22 protein-coding genes and 1 tRNA gene are annotated in these 25884 nt (G+C 36.1%); 8 read left to right on the forward strand and 15 right to left on the reverse strand.

Annotated features, from left to right (window positions below; all coding sequences use genetic code 11):
• The first annotated feature begins 58 nt into the window (after positions 1-58).
• A tRNA-Ala gene (locus FJR11_RS15085) sits at positions 59-131 on the forward strand.
• Here FJR11_RS15085 and FJR11_RS15090 read toward each other — a convergent pair.
• Positions 132-764, reverse strand: a complete 633-nt coding sequence (locus tag FJR11_RS15090) for a DUF938 domain-containing protein (RefSeq protein WP_168505052.1) — start codon at positions 762-764, stop codon at positions 132-134. It abuts the tRNA gene before it with no gap.
• Positions 765-847: 83 nt separating this feature from the next.
• Between FJR11_RS15090 and FJR11_RS15095 the strand changes: the two genes are divergently transcribed.
• Positions 848-2257, forward strand: coding sequence for a 1-acyl-sn-glycerol-3-phosphate acyltransferase (locus FJR11_RS15095; RefSeq protein ID WP_174763058.1), 1410 nt, complete (start codon positions 848-850; stop codon positions 2255-2257).
• Positions 2258-2517: 260 nt separating this feature from the next.
• Entirely contained in the window at positions 2518-3252 is a 735-nt protein-coding gene (gene ftsE, locus FJR11_RS15100) for a cell division ATP-binding protein FtsE (protein ID WP_168505054.1), read from the forward strand.
• Between the two features lie 35 nt (positions 3253-3287).
• On the opposite strand, the gene menH is transcribed toward ftsE, so the two are convergent.
• The 3 genes from menH to FJR11_RS15115 form a co-directional block, all read right to left on the reverse strand.
• Positions 3288-4082, reverse strand: a complete 795-nt coding sequence (gene menH / locus FJR11_RS15105) for a 2-succinyl-6-hydroxy-2,4-cyclohexadiene-1-carboxylate synthase (RefSeq protein ID WP_168505056.1) — start codon at positions 4080-4082, stop codon at positions 3288-3290.
• Positions 4083-5627: an ATP-binding protein gene (locus FJR11_RS15110; protein ID WP_168505058.1), complete on the reverse strand. Its 1545-nt coding sequence runs from the start codon at positions 5625-5627 to the stop codon at positions 4083-4085. It abuts the gene before it with no gap.
• Positions 5628-5738: 111 nt separating this feature from the next.
• A complete protein-coding gene (locus FJR11_RS15115) occupies positions 5739-6107 on the reverse strand; it encodes a metal-sensitive transcriptional regulator (RefSeq protein WP_168505060.1) in 369 nt (122 codons plus the stop codon).
• 237 nt (positions 6108-6344) lie between these two features.
• Here FJR11_RS15115 and FJR11_RS15120 point away from each other — a divergent pair, with 237 nt between their 5' ends.
• Positions 6345-7556, forward strand: a complete 1212-nt coding sequence (locus FJR11_RS15120) for an HhoA/HhoB/HtrA family serine endopeptidase (protein ID WP_168505062.1) — start codon at positions 6345-6347, stop codon at positions 7554-7556.
• Between the two features lie 148 nt (positions 7557-7704).
• The gene (gene argS, locus FJR11_RS15125) at positions 7705-9462 is read left to right on the forward strand and encodes an arginine--tRNA ligase (RefSeq protein WP_168505064.1); all 1758 of its coding nucleotides are present in this window, start codon (positions 7705-7707) and stop codon (positions 9460-9462) included.
• Between the two features lie 181 nt (positions 9463-9643).
• On the opposite strand, the gene FJR11_RS15135 is transcribed toward argS, so the two are convergent.
• The 5 genes from FJR11_RS15135 to lipB form a co-directional block, all read right to left on the reverse strand.
• A complete protein-coding gene (locus FJR11_RS15135) occupies positions 9644-12826 on the reverse strand; it encodes an Hsp70 family protein (RefSeq protein ID WP_168505066.1) in 3183 nt (1060 codons plus the stop codon).
• A gap of 278 nt (positions 12827-13104) precedes the next feature.
• Positions 13105-14367 (reverse strand): hypothetical protein, encoded by a 1263-nt coding sequence (locus tag FJR11_RS15140; protein ID WP_168505068.1) that lies wholly within the window; start codon positions 14365-14367, stop codon positions 13105-13107.
• Positions 14368-14627: 260 nt separating this feature from the next.
• Positions 14628-14816, reverse strand: coding sequence for a helix-turn-helix domain-containing protein (locus tag FJR11_RS15145; protein WP_174763059.1), 189 nt, complete (start codon positions 14814-14816; stop codon positions 14628-14630).
• 226 nt (positions 14817-15042) lie between these two features.
• The gene (locus FJR11_RS15150; RefSeq protein ID WP_168505069.1) at positions 15043-15243 is read right to left on the reverse strand and encodes a hypothetical protein; all 201 of its coding nucleotides are present in this window, start codon (positions 15241-15243) and stop codon (positions 15043-15045) included.
• A 136-nt stretch (positions 15244-15379) separates the two neighbouring features.
• On the reverse strand, positions 15380-16069 hold the full coding sequence (lipB, locus tag FJR11_RS15155; RefSeq protein ID WP_168505071.1) for a lipoyl(octanoyl) transferase LipB: 690 nt from the start codon (positions 16067-16069) through the stop codon (positions 15380-15382).
• Positions 16070-16667: 598 nt separating this feature from the next.
• Between lipB and hpf the strand changes: the two genes are divergently transcribed.
• The gene (gene hpf, locus FJR11_RS15160) at positions 16668-17297 is read left to right on the forward strand and encodes a ribosome hibernation-promoting factor, HPF/YfiA family (protein ID WP_168505073.1); all 630 of its coding nucleotides are present in this window, start codon (positions 16668-16670) and stop codon (positions 17295-17297) included.
• A 62-nt stretch (positions 17298-17359) separates the two neighbouring features.
• Here hpf and FJR11_RS15165 read toward each other — a convergent pair whose 3' ends face one another.
• Complete coding sequence (locus FJR11_RS15165) at positions 17360-17821, reverse strand: peroxiredoxin (protein WP_168505075.1); 462 nt, start codon at positions 17819-17821, stop codon at positions 17360-17362.
• A 127-nt stretch (positions 17822-17948) separates the two neighbouring features.
• Here FJR11_RS15165 and FJR11_RS15170 point away from each other — a divergent pair, with 127 nt between their 5' ends.
• The gene (locus FJR11_RS15170; RefSeq protein WP_168505077.1) at positions 17949-19079 is read left to right on the forward strand and encodes an acyltransferase family protein; all 1131 of its coding nucleotides are present in this window, start codon (positions 17949-17951) and stop codon (positions 19077-19079) included.
• A 61-nt stretch (positions 19080-19140) separates the two neighbouring features.
• Here FJR11_RS15170 and FJR11_RS15175 read toward each other — a convergent pair whose 3' ends face one another.
• The 5 genes from FJR11_RS15175 to FJR11_RS15195 all read right to left on the reverse strand — a co-directional run bounded on the left by FJR11_RS15175 (position 19141) and on the right by FJR11_RS15195 (position 24376).
• Positions 19141-20649, reverse strand: coding sequence for a P-loop ATPase, Sll1717 family (locus FJR11_RS15175; RefSeq protein ID WP_168505079.1), 1509 nt, complete (start codon positions 20647-20649; stop codon positions 19141-19143).
• Complete coding sequence (locus tag FJR11_RS15180; RefSeq protein WP_168505081.1) at positions 20646-22064, reverse strand: KGGVGR-motif variant AAA ATPase; 1419 nt, start codon at positions 22062-22064, stop codon at positions 20646-20648. Before FJR11_RS15180 ends, FJR11_RS15175 begins: the two co-directional genes overlap by 4 nt.
• A 3-nt stretch (positions 22065-22067) precedes the next feature.
• Positions 22068-22502 (reverse strand): HEPN domain-containing protein, encoded by a 435-nt coding sequence (locus FJR11_RS15185; protein ID WP_168505083.1) that lies wholly within the window; start codon positions 22500-22502, stop codon positions 22068-22070.
• Between the two features lie 94 nt (positions 22503-22596).
• Positions 22597-23625 (reverse strand): GTPase ObgE, encoded by a 1029-nt coding sequence (gene obgE / locus FJR11_RS15190; protein ID WP_168505085.1) that lies wholly within the window; start codon positions 23623-23625, stop codon positions 22597-22599.
• 76 nt (positions 23626-23701) lie between these two features.
• Positions 23702-24376: a Mo-dependent nitrogenase C-terminal domain-containing protein gene (locus FJR11_RS15195; protein WP_168505087.1), complete on the reverse strand. Its 675-nt coding sequence runs from the start codon at positions 24374-24376 to the stop codon at positions 23702-23704.
• A gap of 269 nt (positions 24377-24645) precedes the next feature.
• On the opposite strand from FJR11_RS15195, the gene FJR11_RS15200 reads away from it, so the two are divergent.
• Positions 24646-25779 carry a glutamate--cysteine ligase gene (locus tag FJR11_RS15200; protein ID WP_168505089.1) on the forward strand — a complete coding sequence of 378 codons (1134 nt, stop codon included), beginning with the start codon at positions 24646-24648 and terminating at the stop codon, positions 25777-25779.
• Positions 25780-25884: the final 105 nt, after the last annotated feature.

Here is a 25884-nt window from a genome sequence, read left to right on the forward strand (position 1 = left end):
ATAGTTTATGATAGTGTGGTTATGTAAAATTAACCCTTTTTACATAAAAAACAAACTTGGGGGTTTAGCTCAGTTGGTAGAGCGCCTGCTTTGCAAGCAGGATGTCAGCGGTTCGAGTCCGCTAACCTCCATTAATTATGTTTAAATACTAGGGAAAAGTTATTTGCTGGCATGGGATGAGTTTGGTACAATGTCAGATTTTGCTCTTTAGCAACTGAAACTACATCCTCTAAATTACGCACTCCCCAATTTGGATTTTGTGCTTGTAAAGACTCATCGAAATCAGCGTTACTGGGTGCAGTATGTTTTCCATTTTGTTTGTAGGGACCATACAAGTAAAGTATACCACCCGCTGGCAGAATCCGCCCAGCCCCTGCCATTAGTCCTAAACAGGCAGACCAAGGGGAAATGTGAATCATGTTAATATTGACAATAGCAGAAATAGATGGTTGTGGTATTATCTTCGTTTCTACAGGCCAAATCGGGGAACTGGCATCTAAATCTAAGGGTGGTTGAATAGCATCACAGGGGAAAAATTCAGCCCATGCGCTAATACTAGCACGCAGTTCTGGGTTGGGGTCAGAAGGTAGCCATTGCCGAGGTGCTAGGTGGTAGGCAAAAAATGTAGCGTGTTCACCTGTACCACTGGCTATTTCTAGAATAGTCCCATGTTGAGGTAATACTTCTAAAAGCATCTCTAGAATCGGTTCGCGGTTGCGCTGGGTTGCGGGGGCAAATTTTCGCTGATCTGGTGATGTGTTCATATTAGGTGAGCATTCACTATGATAATTAAATTAGCAGCGATTTCTCGGTTTTTGCTTTTTTTGCCACACCACAGGAGAACAACTTGCCTAAGTCTATTCATTCCACCCAACCACCACTCAAATTTATTCCTCAACGTCATAACCCCCTGATTGTTAAAATTGTCTCTTGGTGTTTGCCTTTTATTTTGCGGGTGAGAACTAGACCTTGGCTACCTGCGGGTATTGTCAAGATTGAAGCCAAAAACGCTGAAGCCTTAGCCAAATTATACCACGAATTTCAAGCAGGTAAAGTCCGATTTTTAATTGCTTTCCGTCACCCGGAGGTGGAAGATCCTCTGTCTATGTTATATCTGCTCTCACGATTTGTCCCCAAAGTGGCACGGGACAAAGGTATTAGTCTCAAATATCCAGTTCACAGTCATTTTATGTATGAACGAGGCATGACGCTATGGGCAGGAAATTGGTTAGGATGGTTATTTTCTAGACTTGGTGGCGTACCCATTCGTAGGGGAAGACGCGTAGATAGAAATGCTATCCAAATGGCTAGAGAATTATTTGCCAATGCAGAAATACCTATAGCGATCGCTCCTGAAGGTGGTACAAATGGACACAGTAGTATAGTTAGCCCCTTAGAACCGGGTGTGGCCCAGTTGGGTTTTTGGTGTGTGGAAGATTTGCAAAAAGCTCACCGTGAAGAACAGGTTTTTATTATTCCTATTGGCATTAAATATAGTTACGTTAATCCACCTTGGCAAAAAATAGATTCGCTATTATCTAAATTAGAAGCTGATAGCGGTTTATCTGTGACGGAAATTAGTGCGAATGGTAAGGAACAGGAAGGAATTTTATATCAGCGGGTGCTACGTTTAGCTGCATATCTAATTTCGGAAATGGAGGAATTTTATCGCCGTTTTTATCATCAGGAATTTACGGAAATTATAGATTTAGAACTTCCCGAAAATGAAGTCTTAATTATTAGGTTACATCGGTTGATGGATACAGCTTTAAAAATTACGGAAAAATATTTTAATATCCAGTCCCAAGGTAATTATATTGATAGATGTCGGCGGTTAGAAGATGCTGGATGGAATTACATTTATCGAGATGATATCGCCGATATTCAAAGTTTACCACCTTTTAAACGGGGTCTAGCTGATTGGGTGGCAGAAGAAGCAGATTTGAAAATGCAGCACATGAGAATTGCGGAAAGTTTTGTGGCGGTTACTGCTAATTATATTCTAGAAAAACCAACACCAGAAAGATTTGCAGAAACAATTTTATTAATGTTTGATATGTTGTCTCGCATTAAAGATTCTACTTTACCCGGAAGGCCACGTTTGGGTTTAAAACAAGCCATGATTTCTGTCGGTAAACCGATTTTAGTTAATGAAAGATGGGAAAATTGTCAGGGAAATAAACAGGCTTTACGAAAGGGTGTTAGTGAGTTGACAAAAGATTTACAAGTGATGTTAGAGGAGTTGATTAAGGATTAGCTTCCAGCCGCAACCCAAAGAAGATTAAAAGGCAAAAATAAACTCAGAACCAAATTATCTTCGTTGCGTATCTAAGAAAGATTCAGTTACCCGTGAATGTGGGTTTAAGAGGGCAGTTTTTAAACTATTTCCTGAAGGGGTGGAATGAAAACTGCTCTTTTTTGTTTTTTCTTAAAATATCTGATATTATTTTCAGTAAATCACCACTACTATAGAGAAGTTGTCTGTAATATCTCTAGATTTGTTAAAAAAATATCAATATGTCTATATTAACCAGCACAGTAAATACAGAAACAGTTCACAGCGAAGAGAAAATAACTCAACGTCAAGCTGGAACAATGATAGAGTTGCATTCTGTTTCCAAAACTTATACTAATAGTCATCATGCGTTACTTAATGTCAGTCTCCAAGTAAACAAGGGAGAATTTCTATTTATTACAGGTGCTAGTGGTTCTGGTAAATCTACACTTTTAAAAATGCTCTATGGTGCAGAATTACCCACCCAAGGAGAAGTGATAGTTGATGATATTAATATCGCTACTTTAGAAAGCTATAGTTTATCATTATTGCGTCGTCGCATTGGGATTGTTTTTCAAGACTATAAACTTATTCCCCAGCGCACAGTTGCCGAAAATGTCACCTTTGTATTGCAAGCACAAGGTTACACTCGCAAAGAAATTCAACGTCGCTTAGAACCTACTTTAAAATTAGTGGGTTTATTATCTAAAGCTGACCGATTTCCAGATCAACTTTCCGGGGGAGAACAGCAGCGGGTAAGTATTGCACGAGCAATTGTGGGGACACCACCTTTAATATTAGCAGACGAACCCACGGGAAATCTTGATCCTGATAATTCCTGGCAAGTAATTCAAATTTTTCAAAAGTTAAATTCCTTTGGAGCAACGGTAATTATCACTACCCATGATGAGCAATTGGTAAGACGTTGTCATCATCCTGTGGTGCAAGTTAAAGATGGAAAACTATACCGCAATTAATCAAAGATATAAGGAGTCAGGAAGAAGGAAGTTTTTTAGAGGAAATTTTGAATATTTTTGGCAAAGGCTAAAGTATTTTCTAGGTGAATATTATGCCCAACTTGAGGAATTATTTGTAATTTAGTAAAATTACATTTTTCAGTCATTGCCATATTAATATCAATGAATTTTTCATCTTTTTCACCAACTAATAATAAGAGAGGAACAGTATTTTCAATTAGCAATTCCCATAAACAAGGTTGAGAACCAGTTCCCATAAACTGCAATGATTTAACTAAGTTGAGGGGATGATTTGTTAATCTATTTACGATCATAGATTGGTATTGAGTATGATTTTTAATATCACCAAAAATTGGCTGTTGATACCAATTATTGAGAAAGTCATAAAAATCATCTTTATTGATCATTCTAGATAATTTTCTGGCTATTTGAGTATCATTTTTAATTCTAGCTAATCTGGCAGTTTCTGTTGCTAAACCAGGAGAAGCAGATTCTAAAATAACTTTAATGAATCTTTGAGGAAAATGGAGAGTGAGATATAAAGCTAATCTTCCTCCCATTGAATAACCAATTAAATAACATTGGTCTATTTTTAATTGATCTAATAATTGTATAATGGCTGCGGCTGTAGATGCCATTGTATAGCATTCATCATCTAAAACCTGAGTTTTCCCATGTCCAGGTAAATCAATAGTCAGACAGGAAAAATCATCAAATAGTAATTTTATGGCTTGATCAAATTCATGAATATTACCCATAAAACCATGTAAAAATAGAATTAGTGATTTATGAAAATTACCTGTTAAAGAATAATTGAACATATATGTCATTTAAGAAATAACCTGGATAGGAATCTCAATTTGAAATTCTGTACCTTTTTCAGGACTAGAAAAACAGCGAATTTTACCTTTATGTTCTTCAACAATAATTTGGTAAGTAATAGATAATCCTAAACCTGTTCCCTTACCTACAGGTTTTGTCGTAAAAAAGGGATCAAATATTTGTTGCTGATTTTCTTTAGGAATACCAATTCCATTGTCAGCAATGGCAATGAAAATAAAATTAGATTCTACTAATTTAGTAGTAATAGAAATTTGGGGACTTTCTGCTAATTGTTTAGCTTCTAAAGCATCAATAGCATTGGTTAAAATATTCAAAAATGCCTGGTTAAGTTGTGACGCATAACACTCTATTAGCGGTAAATCATCATATTTTTTAATAATTTCCATCGCTGGAGAATCTAATTGTTTATTGAATCGAGAATGAAGAATCATCAGAATACTATCTATATTTTTATGAATATCAACTTTTTTAATTTCAGTTTCACCCAAGTGAGAAAAAGTTCGCAGAGAAAGCACAATATCGCGGCTACGAATTGTACCGATTTCCATTGATTTTATAACTTGTGGTAAATCTGATTTAATAAAATCTAAATCAATTAATTTCGTAAAAATCTTTATTTCTATTTCTTTATCAACTTTGAAATGAGATTTTTCATAAAGTTCTATTAATTTTAATAAGTCTGTCATGTATTGGTGAACATGAGGTAGGTTAGGATGGATAAAATTGATAGAATTATTAAGTTCGTGAGATATTCCCGCAACCAGTTGTCCCAAACTACACATTTTTTCTTTTTGGATAAGTTGAATTTGGGTTTTTTCTATTTTATTTAATGCTTTTTGAAATTTATTATCACTAATTGTTAAGTTTTTTAATGTGTGAAAAAGCAAGATGAAAAAATTTATTAATGCTAGACATAAACCTGCTGCTTGAATAATTTGTAATGTATATGTTCTCTGATTAGATATATTTTGCTGTTCTGTAGTGATTTGATTCATTAAGTTTAGTAATTGCAGATTATTTTCGTTTGAATAAACTATGGCATCTTGTAATGATTGCTGAGGAATTTTATTTCTAGAGGAAATAATAGGTTCAATTTTGACTTTATATGGATTCCAAATTGCTTCAGATTGAGTGAGTAGATTTTTAATCTTAGGATTTTCTATAGCGGAAATAAATACTGGTTTGCCATCACTACCAGTTACAGTTTTACCTAATTTTAATCCTCTTAAAGTTTGATCAAATTGTTTGTAAGCTTCTGCTAATTCATCCTGTGGAGAGGTAATTTTTTTCTGGGTCTGTGTGGCTATTTGTAATTGTAAGATAGTTTTGGCAATTCTTTGTGATAGCATTCGCTGACGACCAGACAAGTTAATAATTATAGCATCTTCTTTTAATTGAGAAGAAATCAAAAAATTAGGGAGAAGAACACCTAAATCAAAACACAGAAATAGAGCAGCAGAAAGAAAAATAATCCGGTATTTTCCTTGAAAAAATAAATATGTAGGCAAGATTTGCTTGAATTTTGCTATCATGATTTAATATTTAAAACTAGATATTCTGACATATAAAAACCGAAAAATATTTTCAGGGGGTTTGATATATCTAATTGAGAATAGCAGAGAATGTTTTTGAATCTGGTAAAGTCAAGGTAAAAATCTATCTAAAGCGGCTTTTAATTGTTCAATTTCCAGTTCTATATCCCCTTTTTGGGCGGCTCTACCAATACACTCAGTTAAATGTTCATCTAACACAATTCGTGCTACCTTATCTAAAGCACCACGCACAGCGGCAATTTGTAATAATACATCAGGACAAGGGGTATTTTGCTGCACCATTGTCTTAATTCCCCGAACGTGTCCTTCTATGCGGGAAAGTCGGTTAATAATCCGCCGTAAAGATTCTTCACTGTGGACATGAGGATGGACAGAATCAGCCTGATTGTGTGTATGATCTGGATGGTTGTGATCTGATGTAGGTAAAGATTCGTTAGTTAGTGGGTTTTGTCCATTCATGGGTATTGTATGAATATTATTTTGCCATTTTGGCTTTAATTAATATTTTAGCCCAGAGAGCGTGGGGAAAGATGAAAAAATATCCTGCACTTTCAGCCAAGATTCCATGAAATCAAAGAAACTTTAATATGAGGGAAAATGTCAATAAACCAGAATTCTGATCTGATCTGTAAAAATAGGTGTAGATAGATTTATCAAGAAACAGCAAAAATTAAGCTTGTAGATTAGGTTGTGATTATGCGATTTTCCCAAATATCCCGGTCTATCCGAAAACTCAGTACCCATATTTTAGCGATTTTTCTGGGAGTGATGTTGACTTTTACCTCCCTGCGGGTGTTACCTTCAGCAGCAGAACCGGGTCCAAATCCTGTCACGGAGTCATCAATAAAAGTTGCTCAAAAGCCATCTCCCGCTACGGCTGTCATTGGTAGTCATAGTTTTGTGACAGCAGCGGTAAATCGTGTAGGTTCGGCAGTAGTAAGAATTGATACAGAAAGAACGATTACTCGCCGCAATGATCCGATGATGGACGACCCATTTTTTCGGCGGTTTTTTGGTGATAGCTTTCCCCAACAATCACCAACCGAACAGTTACGGGGTTTAGGTTCTGGTTTTATTCTTGACAAAAGTGGCGTAATTCTTACCAATGCTCACGTAGTTGATAAGGCTGATAAAGTTACAGTTCGTCTCAAAGATGGTCGCACTTTTAAAGGTAAAGTTCAAGGCATTGATGAAGTTACAGATTTGGCTGTAGTCAAAATTAATGCTGGTAAGGATTTACCTGTTGCACCTTTAGGTTCTTCTAATAATGTTCAGGTCGGAGATTGGGCGATCGCTGTGGGGAATCCGTTAGGATTTGATAATACTGTTACTTTGGGGATTGTCAGCACCCTGAAACGTTCTAGCGCCCAAGTAGGTATCAGCGATAAACGGTTAGACTTCATTCAAACTGACGCAGCTATTAACCCCGGTAACTCCGGTGGACCATTATTAAATGGTTTAGGGGAAGTGATTGGAATTAATACCGCAATTCGCGCCGATGCGATGGGGATTGGGTTTGCAATTCCTATTGATAAAGCTAAAGCGATCGCTGCTCAATTGCAACGAGATGGTAAAGTTGCTCACCCTTACTTAGGTGTACAAATGGTGACATTAACACCGGAATTAGCAAAACAAAATAACAGTGATCCTAACTCCATGTTTGCAATTCCTGAAGTCGCCGGTGTTTTGGTGATGCGGGTTGTCCCTAATTCTCCCGCTGCAACTGCGGGTATCCGTCGCGGAGATGTGATCTTGCAAATTGATAATAAAGCCATTACCACTGCGGAACAATTGCAAGGTGTGGTAGAAGACAGTACCCTTGGTCAAACTTTACAGGTAAAAGTCCAAAGAGGTAATCAGACACAGATGCTTTCAGTTCGCACCGCTGAATTGAAAGATATTTCTTAGTTAGTTTTGAGGATGGGGTATACTTACGTAAGTGTACCCCTAAAATTTTTATTGAATTCCTATTTTAATAATTATCTTTTAGTGATTATATTTTCAAGTTAAAATAATCAAGCATTACAGCACCTTTGACACAGATAAAATTTACATAATGAACGCTACACAAGAACAACTAAAACTAAAATTAACACAGGCTTTAGTGGCTGCTTTTGGTACAGATTATACCAATACAGATCCAATTTTGGTGGCTGCAAGTAATCCTAAATTTGGTGATTATCAAGCTAATGTGGCTTTATCTTTAAGTAAAAAGTTAGGAAAGCAACCCAGAATCATCGCAACGGAAATTGTCAGTAAACTAGATGTATCTGATATTTGTGAACCTCCAGAAATCGCTGGGCCTGGTTTTATTAACCTGAAATTACAAACTTCTTATTTAGAAGCACAACTTAATGCGATTCAGGTAGATGCTAGATTGGGAATACCCACAGCAACAACTCCACAAAAGCAAATTGTTGATTTTTCTAGTCCGAATATTGCTAAAGAAATGCACGTCGGACATTTACGTTCGACTATTATTGGTGATTCTATAGCCCGAATTTTAGAATTTTGTGGTCATGATGTATTACGGTTAAATCATGTTGGTGATTGGGGGACGCAATTTGGGATGTTAATTACCTATTTGCGGGAAGTTTATCCAGAAGCACTTACTACCGCAAACGCTTTAGATATTGGGGATTTAGTTAATTTTTACCGCAAAGCCAAACAGCGATTTGATGAAGATCCAGTTTTTCAAGAAACTTCCCGTCAAGAAGTTGTGAGATTACAAGCTGGTGCGGAAGATACACTTCATGCTTGGAAATTGTTATGTGAACAATCTCGCCAAGAATTTCAAATCATTTATGATTTATTAAATGTTGAATTAATAGAAAGAGGTGAATCTTTTTATAATCCCTTATTACCAAAAGTTGTGGAAAATTTAGCAACAACGGGATTATTAGAATCAAGTCAAGGGGCAAAATGTGTTTTCTTGGATGGTTTTACTAATAGAGAAGGTAATCCTTTACCCTTAATTGTCCAAAAAACTGACGGTGGTTATAACTATGCAACTACAGATTTAGCAGCCTTACGTTATCGGATTCAAGAAGATAAAGCCAAGCGAATTGTTTATGTGACGGACGAAGGACAATCTAACCACTTTGCCCAATTTTTCCAAGTAGCAAGAAAAGCAAATTGGATACCTGAAGATGTGGAATTAGTTCATGTTCCTTTTGGGTTAGTATTAGGTGAAGATGGCAAAAAGTTCAAAACTCGTTCTGGGGATACTGTGCGGTTACGGGATTTGTTAGATGAAGCCATTAACCGCGCTCGTGCAGACATAGAAAATAGATTACAAGAAGATGAACGCACAGAAACAGAAGAATTTATTCAAAATGTTGCGGAAGTTGTGGGGATTAGTGCGGTTAAATATGCCGATTTAAGCCAAAATCGCACCAGCAGTTATGTCTTTAGTTATGACAAAATGTTATCTCTCAAAGGCAATACAGCCCCTTATCTTCTCTATGCTTATGTGAGAATTCAAGGAATTAGTCGTCAAGGGAATATTGATTTTACCAACTTAGGAATAAATCGCCAAATTTTGCTAAAGGAAGATGCAGAATTAACTTTAGCTAAACATCTGTTACAACTTGATGAAGTGATTAAAGAAGTAGAACAAGATTTATTACCAAATCGGTTGTGTGATTATTTGTATCAAGTCAGCGATAAGTTTAATAAATTCTATGAAAATTGTCCTGTTCTCAAATCAGAAGAACCTGCCAGAACTTCGCGGTTAATGTTATGTGATTTAACTGCAAAAACTCTCAAGTTGGGATTATCTTTGTTGGGAATTAAGGTGTTAGAAAGGATGTAGATATAGCGGTTATTGGTTGGGTGAAATACAAGAACCCCACCCCCAACCCCCTCCCCGCAAGCGAGGAGGGGGCTATGATTTACCTTATTTAAGTGCATATCTCTATAATCAGGGGTGTGGCTAATGTTTCTTGAAAGAGGGTGATCTGATATCTTGAGGATGTCAGTTATCTTGTGTTTGATTAACCTTTAGCAATTTCCAAGAGCCAAGTTTTCAAATCACCTTTATCGACATCATTCGCATCTTTGAAATTAAACATTATTTCTATCAGTTCCAACTTGCGATCAAAGTTCTTCTCAATCTGCGGAAAATTTCTCATCTTAGTATTACAAGGTAGATAAACTTTTCCTAGTGATAAAATTTCATTAACAATTCTACCATGTAATAAATGTCCATTAATATGCCACAAAAGACATTGACTCAAACAAACTAAAGCATCAAGCGCAATTTGCGGTTCAGTGATGCGATTTTTTAGCTGATCTAAAACAAGAGATGCTACATTTTCCACATCTATAAGTTTAGCTCGCCATTCCGTAGGTTGACCAAGACTGATAATTCTCGCTAAAGCCCAAAAAGCTTTTTGACGTAAAGCTAAATGTGGATTAGCTTGAATAATAGATTGCAATCTAGTGATGTTTCTAGTAGAAGGTTCTGCACAAATTCCCAAGGAGTTAAGTAAATAAACAGCACGAGGTTGGTTTGATATTTCTGTGAATTCTTGGTAAATTAACTCGCCAAAATCTGACCACAAAAGTTTACCGGGAGTATGGGCAATAGCTGAATAGAGTTTATCATTAGATTGAAATCGAGATAACCCAGACTCAAATTGTCGCAGAATCCAACTATGATATCTTTGTTCCAATTCTCTAGTTTGAAAGTCAGCAGCATCAGAAGGTAGAGATTGGATAATATTAGATAAAGCCCTTACTGCTACTATTTGTCTTGTTCTTTGCAAGTCAGCGTTAGTATTACTTCCTTGTTCCAACCATTGCAACAAACTTTGAACAATTGATAGCCGATTTGCAGCTTTACGAGTTTGCCTTTCCAGGTCATTTATTTGATCATAAATATTCCCATGTGGATTTTTAGACAGGCTGAATGTAACTGTACCCCACTTAGTAAATTGTACCAGAACACTAGGATCTGGTTCGCTGCCTATACGTGCGCGGGGAATATTGGGAATTAATTCTTTAGGATCTCTAGCAGATGTAGGACTTTCTTCTGTGATAACTGGGGTAGTATATTCTTTTGTGTCTATCGTTTCTATTTCCTCAGAAACTAATAACGGGAAACGACAATCTGGACGATCTCGATGTACAAGTGTCAACCATAATCGCTCATCAAATGTATATTCAACTTCCAAGTTTAAATAGTCCCCTGGTTGAATATTAGCAGCCCTAATTTTATTTACATTAACATAACGAGTACGTTGTAAAGTTGTATTTTGGTTTGGTTTTGAACCCTGACCCACCCAAGCATTAAATCCAATCCGACCTTTTTCCATCATTGGGAAACGAAATCCATTCAAAGTTGTTCGATAAGGATATTTTTGTCCCTGAGAAATTAATAATTCTAGTTGGGATTCGTCAGTATTAGAATCTTTAACTTCTAGCCAAATACTTGTGGGGTTAATCCCAATTATATTATCTCCTGTATCTAATGTACCAGAAGCGTAAAGTGCAGCACCACGAGCAACTGCTAAATCTGGATTTCCTTGTGAGAGAATTAATGTTCCTGGTAAAAGTCTTTCTAAACGCTCCGTAACCAATGGAAAATATGTCATTCCACCGTTGAGAAGAATTGCATCTATTTTCGGTAGTTTGCCTAATGTATCTTTGGCTTTTAATAGCACATCTAAAACAGGAACAACAAAGGTATCACGACGATCTGTAAATGGAGATTCATTAAAAGCCGTTTTTGGGTCTAATTTATCAATTAAGTCAGGTTGAATGTCTAGACACAACAGGTCTTTTAGTGATTCTTGCATCTGACGATAGTTGATACTATAGAATATAGAAAAATTACCATCTAAAGCAACATATTCAAATGGCAATTTGAACTCTTCTTTATCTTGACTAAAAATATATTCTGCTCCCCACACTTGCTTAAATTTTTCGGCATAAATTCTCAATTCATGGCGGAGTTTTTTCTGATCAGGTGCAGATAATTTTTGGATTCTGCTATATTTATCAAATAGGTAATCAACGATTTTTTCATCAACTTGATCACCACCTACTCTGGTGCGAGAACCAATGGAAATATCATCAATAATAAATTGGGAAATATCGCTATTCCATTCAACTTTATGTAGTGAAGTATCTAATGTTCCACCACCTAAGTCATAAACAAGAATATTTAAAGAGCGACTGGTATCTAAATTAGGAAAAATTTCCCCATTAGTAAATCTGTGCAGAAAATCATATAAAGCTGCTTTTGGTTCTGCTAATAAGACAATATCATCTTCTTTCCAACCAGCTAATTTAGCTGCTTCTCTTGTTGCTTTTATGGCATCAGGTTCATAAGATGCAGGATGAGTAATCACTATACCTCCTCCCACATCAACTTGTTGGTTAATTAACTGCTGACGACAGAATTTTAAAACTTCACCGGCTGCTTTTTCCGGTTTAAGCTTACCAATAGTCAATTCATATTCAAAAGTTTCACCATCTTTGAGAGTACCAATATCATGTTTCCAAGCTAGAATCGTTTGATCTCTAAAAGCATAGTATTGACTACGCACGTGCTTCCCAATTTCTGACTTATCTAATTGAGAGAAGCGCACAGAAGAAGGAATTAATTCTGTATTTTGTAACCCTCCCATCTCATTTTTTACAGGAATACTAATAGCGTTAGCAGCCAATTTTTGTTGTGGTGTTTGTCTTGCTTGTGCTATCACTGTATTGGTAGTTCCTAAATCAATACCTAAATAGGTAGGACGCAGAACATTTGTGAGAAATTCAATATGATCTGCTGTTTCTCTTAGTCTATTTCCTATGTGGTTATTACCAATAGCTACAGTTTTAATTCCTTTCTTTTTAAGCTGTGCAAATAAATTTGCATAATCATTATCATTACTAACTACAGCAATGATTTTAATACCTAGCTGAGAATTATCAATTAATTCTTTTGCAGTGCGAAAAATTAAATTATCAACTTCCTGACGAACAATATCAACTCCAGGAGTTAATTCAAATCGGTATTCTAAAGCACGTAATTTACTACCATAGATTGTACGAATGGCTGGAGTGTTGGAAAATGCCCGACGTTCCTTGACATTACCATACTGTCTACAAATATCTTCTATTTCTTGAAGTTCGGGTCTGATATTATCAAGATCAAGTAAAATTGCTACATTGTCAGTCATCTTTCATTCTCCCCTGATTTTGTGTGTAATTTGGTGATTTAAAATCTGTACGGGTTTACCAATGCTAATTGGTGACACATTCAGCGACAAATGGCTTATCTGTTAGTTGCCATACCCGCCATGAAATTAATTTCATGGCTAATAGCCAAAGTTTACGTTTTGTAAACTAGAGATTTTTGATTATTAGTCATCTTCAGATGACTTTTGCTATGAGACTGGGAATTAATTCCCAGTTGATTTTTTTTACCCCTCCTGATTTATGAACTCTTACATTTAATTTATTTATCGCTATTTAACTCTCTTACTTTTGCAGGTGTAATCACTATTTCCCCTACCTTCCATCCTTGTTGAATACACTCTACTTGTTTAATTTCCTGTTCATTTACAAACGCTTTTCCTTCCATATAGGCATATTCTGAAAGTTGAGATTGAGATAGTTCTAATTTACCTTTTAATGATTTGGGGTAAGCTTCTATCCCCAACTCATGAAATGTTTTCATCAGGTTACGCAGGATAATAAATAGGCTCAAAGCTTGTTCAGAAGAAAGTTCTGGTTCTCCAGTTTCTTCTGCTTGAGATTCTAATAAACTAATCATCTGCTGTATTTGATTTAAAGCTGGTTGTCTGCCATTTTGCAGAGAATGAGCAATTGCAATTACAGATTCTTGACGTGCTTGGTTACGAGTTTTTTCTAACTGCTGTTCTAGTTCTAATTTTTCTCGTTCTAAAATATTAATTTGAGTTCTCAAGTCTCTCTCAATTTGATCCTTCTCTTGATCCTTAGATTGAGCATAGTCAGCAATGATGTCAGCACGGGTTAATCGAAAACGCCTCATCAAAGCCATGCTAAACTCTCCAAGTTTAAAGTTTAAACCTGCGGCAATTATTTCCTGAAAAGCTTTTGATGCTGCAAACATTGGTTTAGCATCTTCAGGAACTAATTCTGGTAGTTGGGCAATAATGAAATAAGTTTTATATTGATTGTTATGAAAGTAATCTATGGTTTCATTCAGTTGAGTTTTTCTATTAATTCTCTCAGCATCTATCTTGCCATCTACAAATCCATATTTATCGTGATTAATTATGACTTTAATAGCTGTCTGGGATGCTTGATAAACTTCCTCTGCTGTGAGTCTTTTATATCTAGAAATCTCCTGATAAAATTCATCTGCTTCCGCTTTTTCTGATTGGGGAATTATGCTTAATATTTCCACCCAAGATTCTTGATGATGTTCGTTAAGGATGCGAATCGCATTTTGGATGATTTTTGCTCGTTTTTCCAGTTCTTCCTGGGGACGAGGGGTAAAATATTTATAGGAGTCTTCTATAAATAATAAAAATTGTCCCCAAGGATTTTTTTCTATAATTTCTAAATCAAATGCTTCCTTTAAAGAGAGAAAATTGGGTTGATTTTCTTTTTTCTGTAGACGAGGACGAGCTAATACAGAATCTTTCTGAGTCTTGATGATTGGTTTGGGAGTGTGGTTATCCATCAAATTTAGCATCCATTTAACTGCTTGATGTAATAAATAATATGTCATCTAACATAATAATTGCATCCAAGCGTAGTTGTAAAGGTGTTACCTGTTTATTTTTCTTGAATTTTGTTGCTACGGGACTTTTTAGTACAGGAAAGCGATACTTTTCGCCATCATAGACATAATTAGGTAGTAGCTGTATAAAAAAACAAAGGAATGCCTGTAATAACAAACACTCCCGGTAACGGATGATAAAAAAATGACATTTTATCTTGATATACCGGGGCTGGCGGCTCTCCTCCTATCCCTCGACGCATCCGATGTCAACTCATTTTTAGTGTTTTTAGTATTCTTTGAATTGTTTTTTTACTTGATATAATTCCCCATTCTTCTTTCACTTTTTGCCCTACCTGGTTTAATTGACTTGGTTCTTGTTTTACAAATTCTTTAATTGTTTCTTCTTGTTCAGGATTAAATTTTGATTTACATCCTCTACCTGGTTGATTATACAATCCAATCATACTATTTAGAGACTTCCAATTAAAAAAATATCCCAAAACTTATTGTGGTGCGGGCATCTTGCCCGCTAATAATACAAGGACGGGCAAGATGCCCATCCCACAAAATTGGATAATCTTTTTTGTGGAGTTCTCTTAATTCCCATCTATGAAGCAATAGATTATGTTAACCAAAAGAGAACAGAGAAAGTTAAGATATGTATCCTGCTTTGGTGTTTTTTTACAAAAAATCACGCAAGAACTCAAAGGGATTATCTTCCCAACAAGGTTCGGGGACTAACCAAACCAATTTGCTTTTAATTTCGTCTTCAATTTCATCACTGTCGTCTCTATCAAATAGTGAAATTAAAGCTTCCCAATCGCGTTCCCTCAAAGAGTTCAACGAGGAAACATTTACCTGTAGATTATTAGAGTAATTCACAAGCAGTTTTTTAGTTTACTTTTACAAAAAGTGAGCATGATGGCTGAAAAACTAACTTTAGTCTTTTTAGTGCAACATCGAAGTGATGCTGATCATCATTATCATTATGATATTTATGCCATATGTTCTAATTTTACTAATATTTCATCAATTTTTCATCCTCAGAATCCACTAAATCCACACCAAATACTTCTGCAAAGCACTGATTTATAGAATAGCAGACTTGGTTACAAGTAATGCCGGGAATCCATGCAGCTAAACTACTGACTGGTTTATCAGCAATTCCACAGGGGACAATTTGCTTAAATCCTGTCATGTCTGGACAAACATTTAAGGAAAAACCGTGCATGGTAATCCATTTACTCACTTTTATGCCTATGGCTGCAACTTTGTATCCTTCTAGCCAAACTCCGGTAAAACCCGGAAGCCGTTCTCCTTTCAAATCGTAATTTGCTAAAACGCGAATTAATACTTCCTCAAGTTGACGTAAGTACCAATGTAAATCTTGACGGTAACGACGCAAATTTAAAATGGGATAACCTACCAATTGTCCGGGACAATGATAGGTAACTTCGCCACCTCTTTCAATGCGATGCACATCATAATTACTTTTGTCAATATTAAATTTTATAAATTCTGGGTTTGCTCCTGTCCCCAAGGTGTAAACAGGGGGATGTTCTAGTAAAATTAAGGCATCATCTAGTTCTGGGTTGTTAATGCGCTCTGCAACTAGCGATCGCTGCCACTGATGAGCAGTTTCATAAGGCATTAAGCCAACATTATATAGTAAACAGCGGTACGGTTTAAATTGAGTGCTAGGAATCATCAGTGAATAGGTGATAAGCAAGAAAGACGCAAGAGGTAAGACACCCAATACCAAAAATATAGCGAATAAATGTCAAGCTATGCAAAGGATCTTAAAGGAACGTCAAGGAAATATATTTTATAAACCACAAGGTGCTAGTTTGAATATATAACCTGAATGGGTGTTGGGAGGAAAGCATTAAGCTAAGACAATACCAGCTAATTTACTGACTGATAGCAACTTTAAAATTTATTTGTATCAATCAGGATCAAATTTCCCAAAATGGTTGTATTCTCTATACAATAGTGAACAAGACTGGGGGACAAAAAAAGGGCAAGCACTCCTATTTTGGTAAAGTTCCATAGAAGTAGGCGTTTAAAGGAAATATATCTCAAAAGGCCTAATTCAATAGTTTTGCTTCAACAGCCAATTTCTTGGTAAACAGTTGGAAACAAGACGATAAATAGCGCAAACATGAAGATGTAAGAAGTGTTAAAAATGCTAAAAGGCAATGTCTTAAGAATAGGTAGCGATTTGTGCTGGTGGCAGTGATAGGCCTTACCGCAATTTCTATTCCTACCTAAAAACATCACATATAATATTGAGCGGGAGAGTTTACATGAAGCTTGTCATCCACGGTAAAAATATTGAAATCACTGATGCAATCCGCGAATATGTGCATCAAAAGATTGAAAAAGCAGTTAGTCACTTCCAGAACATCACCAATCAAGTGGATGTCCATTTAAGCGTAGCTCGCAATCCCCGAATAAGTACGAAGCAAGCGGCTGAAGTAACTATTTATGCTAATGGTAGTGTTATCCGTGCGGAAGAAAGCAGCGAAAGCTTATATGCAAGTATTGACTTAGTTGCAGATAAAATTACTCGGCAATTACGGAAATATAAGGAAAAAAGGCAGGATCATCAAACTCAACCTATATCAACTAATGAAATAGTAGCACCAGAAACTGTTGCAGCGGATTTAATAGGCGATCGCATCGCTGAATTACCTGAAGAAGTTGTTCGTACCAAATACTTCTCCATGCCGCCAATGACATTAGCAGAAGCGCAAGAACAATTGCAATTGGTGGGACATGACTTTTATATGTTTCATAATGCAGAAACCGGAGAGATTAACGTCATTTATGAACGTAATCACGGTGGTTTTGGAGTAATTCAACCCCGCAATAACGGTAATGGCAAAAATGGCAAATCAGCTAATGTTGGTGTAGCAGAAAAATCTAAAGTTTAATTGTCGAGAGTCAGATCCCCAACTTCTTAGAGAAGTCGGGGATCTTATTTATAGTCAAAAATTTATTTTGCTGCTAGTTGTTGCAGGGTTTTTAATGCTTCTTCAACGTGGCCTTTAAAATTCAACATGGAATCAAGCACATACTGAACCACACCATTTTGGTCAATCACATAGGTGACTCGGCCGGGAATAAAACCAAAAGCAGTAGTTGCACCATATTGTTTTCGCACTTTATCACCTTGATCACTTAAAAGTGTAAAAGGTAAATTGTGTTTATTTGCAAACTTTTGATGAGAGTCGCTAGAGTCACCACTGACACCAATAACTTCAGCACCAGCGGCTTGAAATACTTCATATTGATCTCGAAAAGCGCAGGATTCTATAGTGCATCCTGGTGTATCGTCCTTGGGATAAAAATAAAGAACAACGGATTTTTTCCCCCGAAAGTCTCCCAGGCTAACATTGTCGCCATTTTGGGTAGGTAGACTAAAATTAGGCGCGGTATCTCCAACTTTAATAGCCATATTCAAAAATTCAAAATTCAAACATTACTTAATAAAAGTTTACCTTGTAACTTAGCTTCTAGAATTTTCCTTGATTAAAGTGCATCGGAAGGAGTAAGGTGAGATTCTCAAATAAGATATTCCGTCTATGCGTCTGAGTTCCCTTGATGTGTTTCGTGGTATTACCATCGCTGCGATGATTCTGGCTAATATGGCAGGAGTTGCAGATGATGTTTATCGTTCCCTGAGTCATGCCGAATGGCACGGTTGTACACCCACTGACTTAATATTTCCCTTCTTTTTATTCATTGTTGGTGTAGCAATGACGTTTTCTCTGTCAAAGTACACCGCAGAGAACAAACCTACCCAAGCAGTTTACTTACGCATTCTGCGCCGCACTGCGATTCTGTTTATATTGGGTTTAGTATTAAATGGTTTTTGGAATAAAGGTGTTTGGACTTTTGATTTAAGTAGTATCCGCTTGATGGGGGTATTGCAAAGGATTGCTTTAACTTATCTGTTTGCATCTTTAATAGTTTTAAAATTACCTCGCAAAAGTCAATGGCTAGTAGCAGGAGGATTACTAATTGCTTATTGGTTGACAATGATGTATATTCCTGTTCCTGATTATGGTGCAGGAGTGTTAACGCGAGAAGGTAATTTTGGCGCATTTATTGATAGATTAATTATTCCCAAAGCACATCTATATAAAGGTGATGGGTTTAATTTTATGGGAGATCCTGAAGGACTTTTTAGCACTATTCCGGCAATAGTTAGCGTTTTAGCCGGTTATTTTACTGGGGAATGGATTAAAGATAAAAAACAGGCTACTTCACAAACTAGTATGGATTTAGTATTATTTGGTTTGTGTTGTTTGGTAATTGCAATTATTTGGGATGTGGCATTTCCCATGAATAAGAAAATTTGGACGAGTTCCTATGTTTTATTTACCACTGGTTGGGCGTTAATGTTATTAGCAGCTTGTTATGAGTTGATAGAAGTAAGGGTAATAAAACGCTGGAGTAAGCCATTTGAGATAATGGGCTTAAATGCGATCGCTCTTTTTGTTGCTTCTGTATTCCTGATTAAAATCACAGCTAAAACCCAAATCGGTACAGGTGAAAGCGCTGTTAGTATCTATAATTGGATTTACCAAAATATCTTTGCATTTTGGGCAGGAAATTTCAACGGCTCATTTTTGTTTGCACTTGTTACCCTGTTATTGTGGTATGGTGTTGCTGTTTTAATGTATCAGAAACGTTGGTTTATTAAAGTGTAAATAAAACTCTTGTGGGACAGGCATCTTGCCTGTCCAATATTTTGTTATAAGTTGAAAAAATCTACCGTTTTCGACGTTTTACACCACCAGGGCGTTTTACCCCAAATCCATACATATAAATTTCAGGCATATTAACACGCTTATCAGAACGGTTTTCGATAATTCCCAGTTGCAACAAATAGCGCATAATTTCCTCCGATTTTGAAGTGGGTGGTTGTTTTCCAACTTCTTCACTCCATGTTGTATTTTTAAGTTTATCTAGGAAAATTCCTTCTTCAACAGGAACTTTCAGACCATTCAAGCTGTTTTTCAGAGGTTCTAACCAAGGATATTCATCGACTAATTCTCCAATTCTATATTCAGAAATATCAACAAGTGCGGCTTGTAAATCAGAAGGAGTTAGTAGGGTATCTCCAGTTAAATTTTGCATATCAGATTCATCTATTCTCCGCTGCGCTGGTAATGAAAACAGCTTTAAAAATGCGCGGGGATAAATTCTTCCTCCAGAATCTTTAAGATGATTAGGAATCCAAAGATGTGTATATCCCTTTCTAGGATTGTCACCCATGAATCTACTAATTATTCTGCCGATCATAAATTCATGAGAAAGTTCGTTGGAAGTGATAATTATTCCCAAAGGTGTGTTAGTTTCTTTGAGAAAATTTGGTGATATACTACGCAAATATTCAGCCATTTCTTGACCAGAATTTGCTAATCTTTTGAAAAGTAGTTGATATAACCATGAATCTTTCCATTCCAAATTAATTTGATAGGCTTTTAACTTAGAAGCATCAGGGAAACTTAAAAAATCTTCTCGAAAAAGATCGGTACGTAAAAAAATCTTGGGTCTAATTCTTTCCCAACGCCGCCAATTATCTAACCAAAAAGCTAAAAGTTGACGAATAGGAGCAGCTAATTGATGATATGAAGATCCTAATCTATCTAATTCATCATAAGTAATAAATAACCATTCATCTGATTCAATTAATTTTTTATCTAACAAATCTAAAGCATAATTGATTCTTTCTATATTTTGACACACAAGAGGAAACCAAGCAGATAATAGAGGTAACTTATTGATTAATAATTCACGAGTTTCTAAAGGTATTTCATCAGACCAATCACTTTTTAATATTACTTGATCTTGGCTCAAAATTCTTCCTAACATTAAACCAATCCAAAATGCACACCAATCAATATTACTAGCATTTTGCATCTGTGCTTCTATATTCATCTGTGCAGGAAATGTTTTTTCCTGTTGTCTAGTCCGTCCAAAAGAGGCAATCCATGTTGTTTTGTCTAAATCATCTAAAGCTCTAATTTTTAAATTTTCTACGAGTATACGTCGTCCTGAAGGAATGGCTAATAAACGAAATAATTCAGTTTTACCTGCTCCCTTTCCTCCTAATATTAAAAGTGTATCTCTTTCTAAAACTTGGCGATAGTTGGGAATAGGCAGAAAGTTTTTGAGAAAAACATCATCATTATTACTTTCGGTTTCTGCTGTTGCATTTCCTGGCGCTATATTAGACATTAATTCTAACAGTTTTTGTCTATCAAAATTACTCATATTATTTCCTCTTCTGTCTGGTTAAATCTTTTGTTGAATCTTATACAAAGCCTTTCAGCAATTTTTTGATAATCTTCATTAGTCATCAAAGCTACAAGTTGTTCCAACCGATCCGATTCTTCTTGACTTTCATCACGAATAAATAAACTAATATCTCCTTGTAATTCATCTTTCAAAGGCAGTATTATAGGTGAAAAAGGTTCATTAATATCATCGGGGTTGGGTACAACTTCACCTTCATAATAGTAGTTTTCTTGAAATGCTATATATGCCTGTTCTTTAAATGCTCTTAATTCTTCATTTCTTCGTCTTTCTAAACTAGCCAGAGCCATAGCATGAACTAATACTACAGGTAGTTGTTCTCTCTCTTCTGATAATGGTCGAGATAAACGACGAATAACATGAGTTAAACCAGCCCAACTTTGCCGAGATTGTCTACCAAATATAACTGCGGCGTGAGATAAATCAGTTAATGCTAATCCTCCAATATCATGAAATCCTGCTCTGGAATCTAAGAGAATGAAATCAAGAGGTTTAACAGCACTTTCTAGTTCTTTCAGCATTCCCTTAAAAGTTTCAGGAAGTTGATGATCTACTAAATTTTGAAAATCTAGCCTTGCTAATTTTTCTAAGTAATTAGAATCTACATTTCCCGCAGTAAATAAATGTATTTGTCCTCCTGAATTTCCGAGTAATAGTGGATTATTAATTGGTAAAATATGATCTCTTAAAGACCAATTTCTACTTTGAATTTTTTTCTCTAACAAATAATCAATAACCCCAAAAGGCTTTGGATTATTTGGAGAAAATATTGAGGATAAGCCAGGAGCTTCTAAATCCAAATCTACTATAGCTACCCGGTGTCCATTACGAGCTAAAGTAAGTGCAGTAGCGACTAATGCTGTAGTTCTACCCACACCACCTTTAAATGAGAAAAAAGTAACAATTGCTGGTTTATGTTCCTGATAAACAAGTTGTATTTTCCAAGGAAGATTACCTGAATTCTCATTAGTCCATGTATGTTTAGCAATATGGCGCTCTAGTATATACAAACGAGGAGAGAGACCTTCATCATCCTGTTCAATAGCAATAGTATCATCATTCCATTCGGCTTCAATTCTCTGGTTTTTGATGACATCAATTAATGCTTTGTAACCATCTTTATTACCTTGTGGCAACCAAATATCTTTACCATAGTAAGAACCAAGTTTTTGCTCTAGATATTGATCTAACTTATCTATGTCTATTTGTTCAGGTATAAAATTTGTTTTTGGTTCAAGGAAAAGCCGAATCTTACCATAAACATCACGAATGATAGTTACAGATTTCAGATTAGGTATTAAATTTAATACTAAATCTGGTTCTTTAAAGCATTCTTCTACTTTTGTAAAAGTATCACCGAAACTAATCGCCATTCTCTAAAGTTCCTTACTACTAAGTATGCCATCTAGAATAAGTTTAGGTATAATCTCCTGATAAATTTCTTCTGCTCGGTTAACTGCTTGCTCTGCTTGAGTTTGATTCCAAAGTCCTGATTGATCATAGCGTCTTTCTGGATGATCTTTATCTAGCACAGTTCCCGTTGTTCGAGAAGCTGGCAGTTGCATATCAAGCACTGGATACATTAAGCGTAGTCTATCCATTGCTTTACCTTGAAGTTCTGTTAAATCATGACCATACTTTTTAACTGCTGTTTTACCTTCAGGAATATATACTTCTACTAATACTTTAAACCCACATTCAACGACATAACCCGCAAGATATACCGCATTATCCCATCGTTGCTTATCTAACAATATTTTCGCATCATGTAAATGCCTTCCTGCTGCTTGTGGAAAAGAATCTTCTGACAAAATTACTCCTTAATAATTGCTTTCAAAAAAATATATGAATCCCAAATATGAGTCCGCACAGGCGGACTTTTAATCAATAAAATCAACCCATCAATTAAACCACAACCTCTTCCGCTTCCAACACATTAATTTCATCTAAAATCCGCCAAATTTCCTGCATCATTGCATCTAAACCAGTGCGAGTTACCGCCGAAATTATGAAAACTGGTGCTAAAGCTAGATGATTTAATTGTGTAGCTAAAGTCTCCAAATCTACAGTTTCCTTATCAACAGCATCTATTTTATTCAAAGCTAAAATTTGCGGACGTTTAGCTAAACCCCGTCCATAAGCTTTAAGTTCTTCCTGAATAGTATGGAAGTCAGCAATTACATCTTCACTTGTCGCATCAATTAAATGTAATAAAACCCTTGTCCGTTCAATGTGACGCAAGAAATCATGACCTAAACCCGCACCATGAGAAGCACCTTCAATTAAACCGGGAATATCGGCAAAAACAGTACCATCACCCGTGGGTTTTTTCACCACACCCAAGTTAGGAATTAAGGTAGTAAAAGGATAATCAGCAATTTTTGGACGTGCGGCTGATAAAGAAGAAATTAAAGTAGACTTACCAGCATTTGGTAAACCAATAATTCCCACTTCTGCTAATAATTTTAATTCCAAACGTAATACCTTTTTTTCTCCTTCCAACCCCGGAAGGGCATATTCGGGGACGCGGTTACTATTACTTAAAAAATGTTGGTTTCCTAGTCCACCTTTACCACCTTTAGCAACCTGAAAACTTTGTCCAGGTTCAACTATATCGCATAGTAAAACACTCGTTGCCGCATCATAAACAGAAGTACCACAGGGAACTTCAACAATTAAATCTTTTCCACCTGCGCCGGTGCAATTATTCGGTCCGCCACGTTCCCCATTTTGGGCTTTAAACAGATGCTTGTATCGAAAATCCAGCAAGGTTTGCAGGTTGCTATCACCCACAAAAATTATTGAACCACCTCTTCCGCCATTTCCACCAGATGGACCACCTGCTGGTACATATTTCTCTCTACGGAAAGCGACAATACCATCGCCTCCGTCACCTGCTTCTACTTCAATTACTGATTGGTCTATAAATTGCATAATTTTTTAGTTGTCAGTTGTCAGTGGTCAGTTGTCAGTTGTCAATTACGCTAACAATTGACTACTAACAACTAATTTAAATATAAGGTGTAACATCCTCGCCACAGTCATCTGCTAGATAGGAAAGGGCGCGGAAGCGTAAACCTACCATTTGTTCATAAAGGGGGTTAATTTTACACAGTGGGGGAATATGAACGATTTTCCGGCCAAATAGAGTTACGTCTCTTTCAAAGGGACACTGGGAAGGAATCATCTTACACAAAAACCGGGCAACTCTGGGATCTTGAATATCCAAACCGTCTAACCAGTGACGCAAGGGACTTAAAGCGTCTGGGTGTGGGGCTTGAAGTCCAGCCGATGGGAAATCGTTTGTTTGTGCGGTATCTTCTAGGGTATGACGTAAGGCTGTGAGTAAACTTTCTTGCAGTTCTAATTTTTGACACAATTGCTGAAGCAAGTCATCTTCACTCGGAGAATATATACCATCAGCGATCGCTACCATTACCGCTGTCCGCAAGAAATTTTCCGCTACAGGCGTACCTTTACCCAATATAGCCGCTAATTCATCTGGTTCAATGATCTCCAGGGAATCCCAGTTAATCGAAGGGGCTAGTTCATCTTTGGTAAGATTAGTAATTAATTCCTGTTCTTGAGTATCAAAATTACCATCAGCCCAAGCAATAGTCAGTAATCCACGTAACCAAGCAATAATTTGTTCGTTACTGTAAGGGGTTTGAGCAGTAGTTGTCATAAAAACTCAGTCCTTGTAATTTTTATTAGTCAATATTAAGTTAGCCTGAAAAGGACTAAAGTTCTGTACATTTAACTGGCAAAAATAAAGGAATTTAGCTTGAGTTGAGCGACTCTTAACCCAACATAATCAGGAATTTTTTTGGGTTTCCTTACGTCAACCTAACCTACGAGATAACGACTTTTTAGCCTTAACTAAGCAGTATTGATTCACAACGGCATAAAATATGGATATAATTGATTATATTTATCATTAATTAGGTATAAAGTATGTTCTGCTTTGGGATTGAACATGAAGTTGCTTTTCTCAATGATCAAGGGAAGTTTGCAGATTTCCATAATACAAAATTTGCAGATTTTCAGCAAATTGTTGATAAATTACCTATCTATCCCACTGACTACCCACAATTAAGAGTTGGTGATGCTGGGATTAAAAAAAAGCGTTGGTATATTGAAGGATTTGAGAGATTTAGCGATTCTGAAGAAGTAATTGACTGCGTAGCCAAAGGCATCGAAATTAGAACAACTATTCACTCTACTATTCAAGGAGCAATTGATGAATTAACCGCAAGTTTTGTTTTATTGAGTGATGTTGCGGCTAATTTTGGGCTTTCGCCAGTTTTAGCTAGTTTTAACCCCTATACTTGCGTATTTAAACCACAACCTCCATTAAATGATTTTGAAATTAGGCAATTACAAGCTTATCCAGATGAACAAACTGCCCATATTTATATGGTTTCCTATGGACCAGATTTAAATATTTCCATGGCAAATTTATCTACTGAAAGGTTAATTGATATTGGTAAAAAGTTAACTTATTACAGCCCTTACATTATTCCTTTTAGTTATAGTTCCCCATTCTATAATGGTGGTTTATGGGCAGGTTTATCAGTGAGAACGTTTATCAGAACTGGAAAAAGATCAGCAACATTAGTTTTTGTAGAAACAGCAGAAGAATTAATTAAAAGTGTGCCTTCATTAACAAAAATTGCCCGCATTCCCTCAGAAGTAGGACGGATAGAATTTAAAGCTTGTGATAGTTGTGATAATTTTGCTATTTATGCGGGTTTATTAGCTTTATTAAAAGGTTTAGTATTAGATGAAACTTTACCAGGTAGAGCTATTATACCTGATGCTAATTTACACCAAATTTCGGCAAAATACGGGTTTGAAAATGAAGACATTTTCCTTAATTCTACAAAAATTTTACAAGTTGCTGAAATTGCTCTTAAAGATGATCCTGATCTTGAATTTTTAACCCCACTGAAAGTAATTTTATCCGAGAAAAAAACAAAATCTCATGAATTAATTAAATTATTCCAAAATTTAGGTTCAATTGAAGCCACTCTCAAGAAAACTTATATAGCAGGAGTCAGGACTCAGGAGTCAGGAATCAGGAGTTAAGAATCTCTTTTTGTATGGCTTTTATCGTAGATTCTTTATATCCTTTAAGTGCATACCACCATAGTAGGGAATAGGGAAAAGAACAAGTATTTGGCAATTTAGCAA

It is taken from the genome of Anabaena sp. UHCC 0187 (assembly GCF_009712035.1).
GTDB lineage: Bacteria > Cyanobacteriota > Cyanobacteriia > Cyanobacteriales > Nostocaceae > Dolichospermum.

Bases quoted from the DNA above. Each gene is read 5' to 3' on its own strand.
- FJR11_RS15120 (WP_168505062.1), top strand. From the start codon at position 6,345: ATGCGATTTTCCCAAATATCCCGGTCTATCCGAAAACTCAGTACCCAT.
- FJR11_RS15135 (WP_168505066.1), bottom strand. From the start codon at position 12,826: ATGACTGACAATGTAGCAATTTTACTTGATCTTGATAATATCAGACCC.
- FJR11_RS15180 (WP_168505081.1), bottom strand. From the start codon at position 22,064: ATGGCGATTAGTTTCGGTGATACTTTTACAAAAGTAGAAGAATGCTTT.
- FJR11_RS15175 (WP_168505079.1), bottom strand. From the start codon at position 20,649: ATGAGTAATTTTGATAGACAAAAACTGTTAGAATTAATGTCTAATATA.
- FJR11_RS15170 (WP_168505077.1), top strand. From the start codon at position 17,949: ATGCGTCTGAGTTCCCTTGATGTGTTTCGTGGTATTACCATCGCTGCG.
- FJR11_RS15090 (WP_168505052.1), bottom strand. From the start codon at position 764: ATGAACACATCACCAGATCAGCGAAAATTTGCCCCCGCAACCCAGCGC.
- ftsE (WP_168505054.1), top strand. From the start codon at position 2,518: ATGTCTATATTAACCAGCACAGTAAATACAGAAACAGTTCACAGCGAA.
- obgE (WP_168505085.1), bottom strand. From the start codon at position 23,625: ATGCAATTTATAGACCAATCAGTAATTGAAGTAGAAGCAGGTGACGGA.
- argS (WP_168505064.1), top strand. From the start codon at position 7,705: ATGAACGCTACACAAGAACAACTAAAACTAAAATTAACACAGGCTTTA.
- FJR11_RS15115 (WP_168505060.1), bottom strand. From the start codon at position 6,107: ATGAATGGACAAAACCCACTAACTAACGAATCTTTACCTACATCAGAT.
- FJR11_RS15140 (WP_168505068.1), bottom strand. From the start codon at position 14,367: ATGACATATTATTTATTACATCAAGCAGTTAAATGGATGCTAAATTTG.
- lipB (WP_168505071.1), bottom strand. From the start codon at position 16,069: ATGATTCCTAGCACTCAATTTAAACCGTACCGCTGTTTACTATATAAT.
- FJR11_RS15200 (WP_168505089.1), top strand. From the start codon at position 24,646: ATGTTCTGCTTTGGGATTGAACATGAAGTTGCTTTTCTCAATGATCAA.
- FJR11_RS15110 (WP_168505058.1), bottom strand. From the start codon at position 5,627: ATGATAGCAAAATTCAAGCAAATCTTGCCTACATATTTATTTTTTCAA.
- hpf (WP_168505073.1), top strand. From the start codon at position 16,668: ATGAAGCTTGTCATCCACGGTAAAAATATTGAAATCACTGATGCAATC.
- menH (WP_168505056.1), bottom strand. From the start codon at position 4,082: ATGACATATATGTTCAATTATTCTTTAACAGGTAATTTTCATAAATCA.
- FJR11_RS15195 (WP_168505087.1), bottom strand. From the start codon at position 24,376: ATGACAACTACTGCTCAAACCCCTTACAGTAACGAACAAATTATTGCT.
- FJR11_RS15165 (WP_168505075.1), bottom strand. From the start codon at position 17,821: ATGGCTATTAAAGTTGGAGATACCGCGCCTAATTTTAGTCTACCTACC.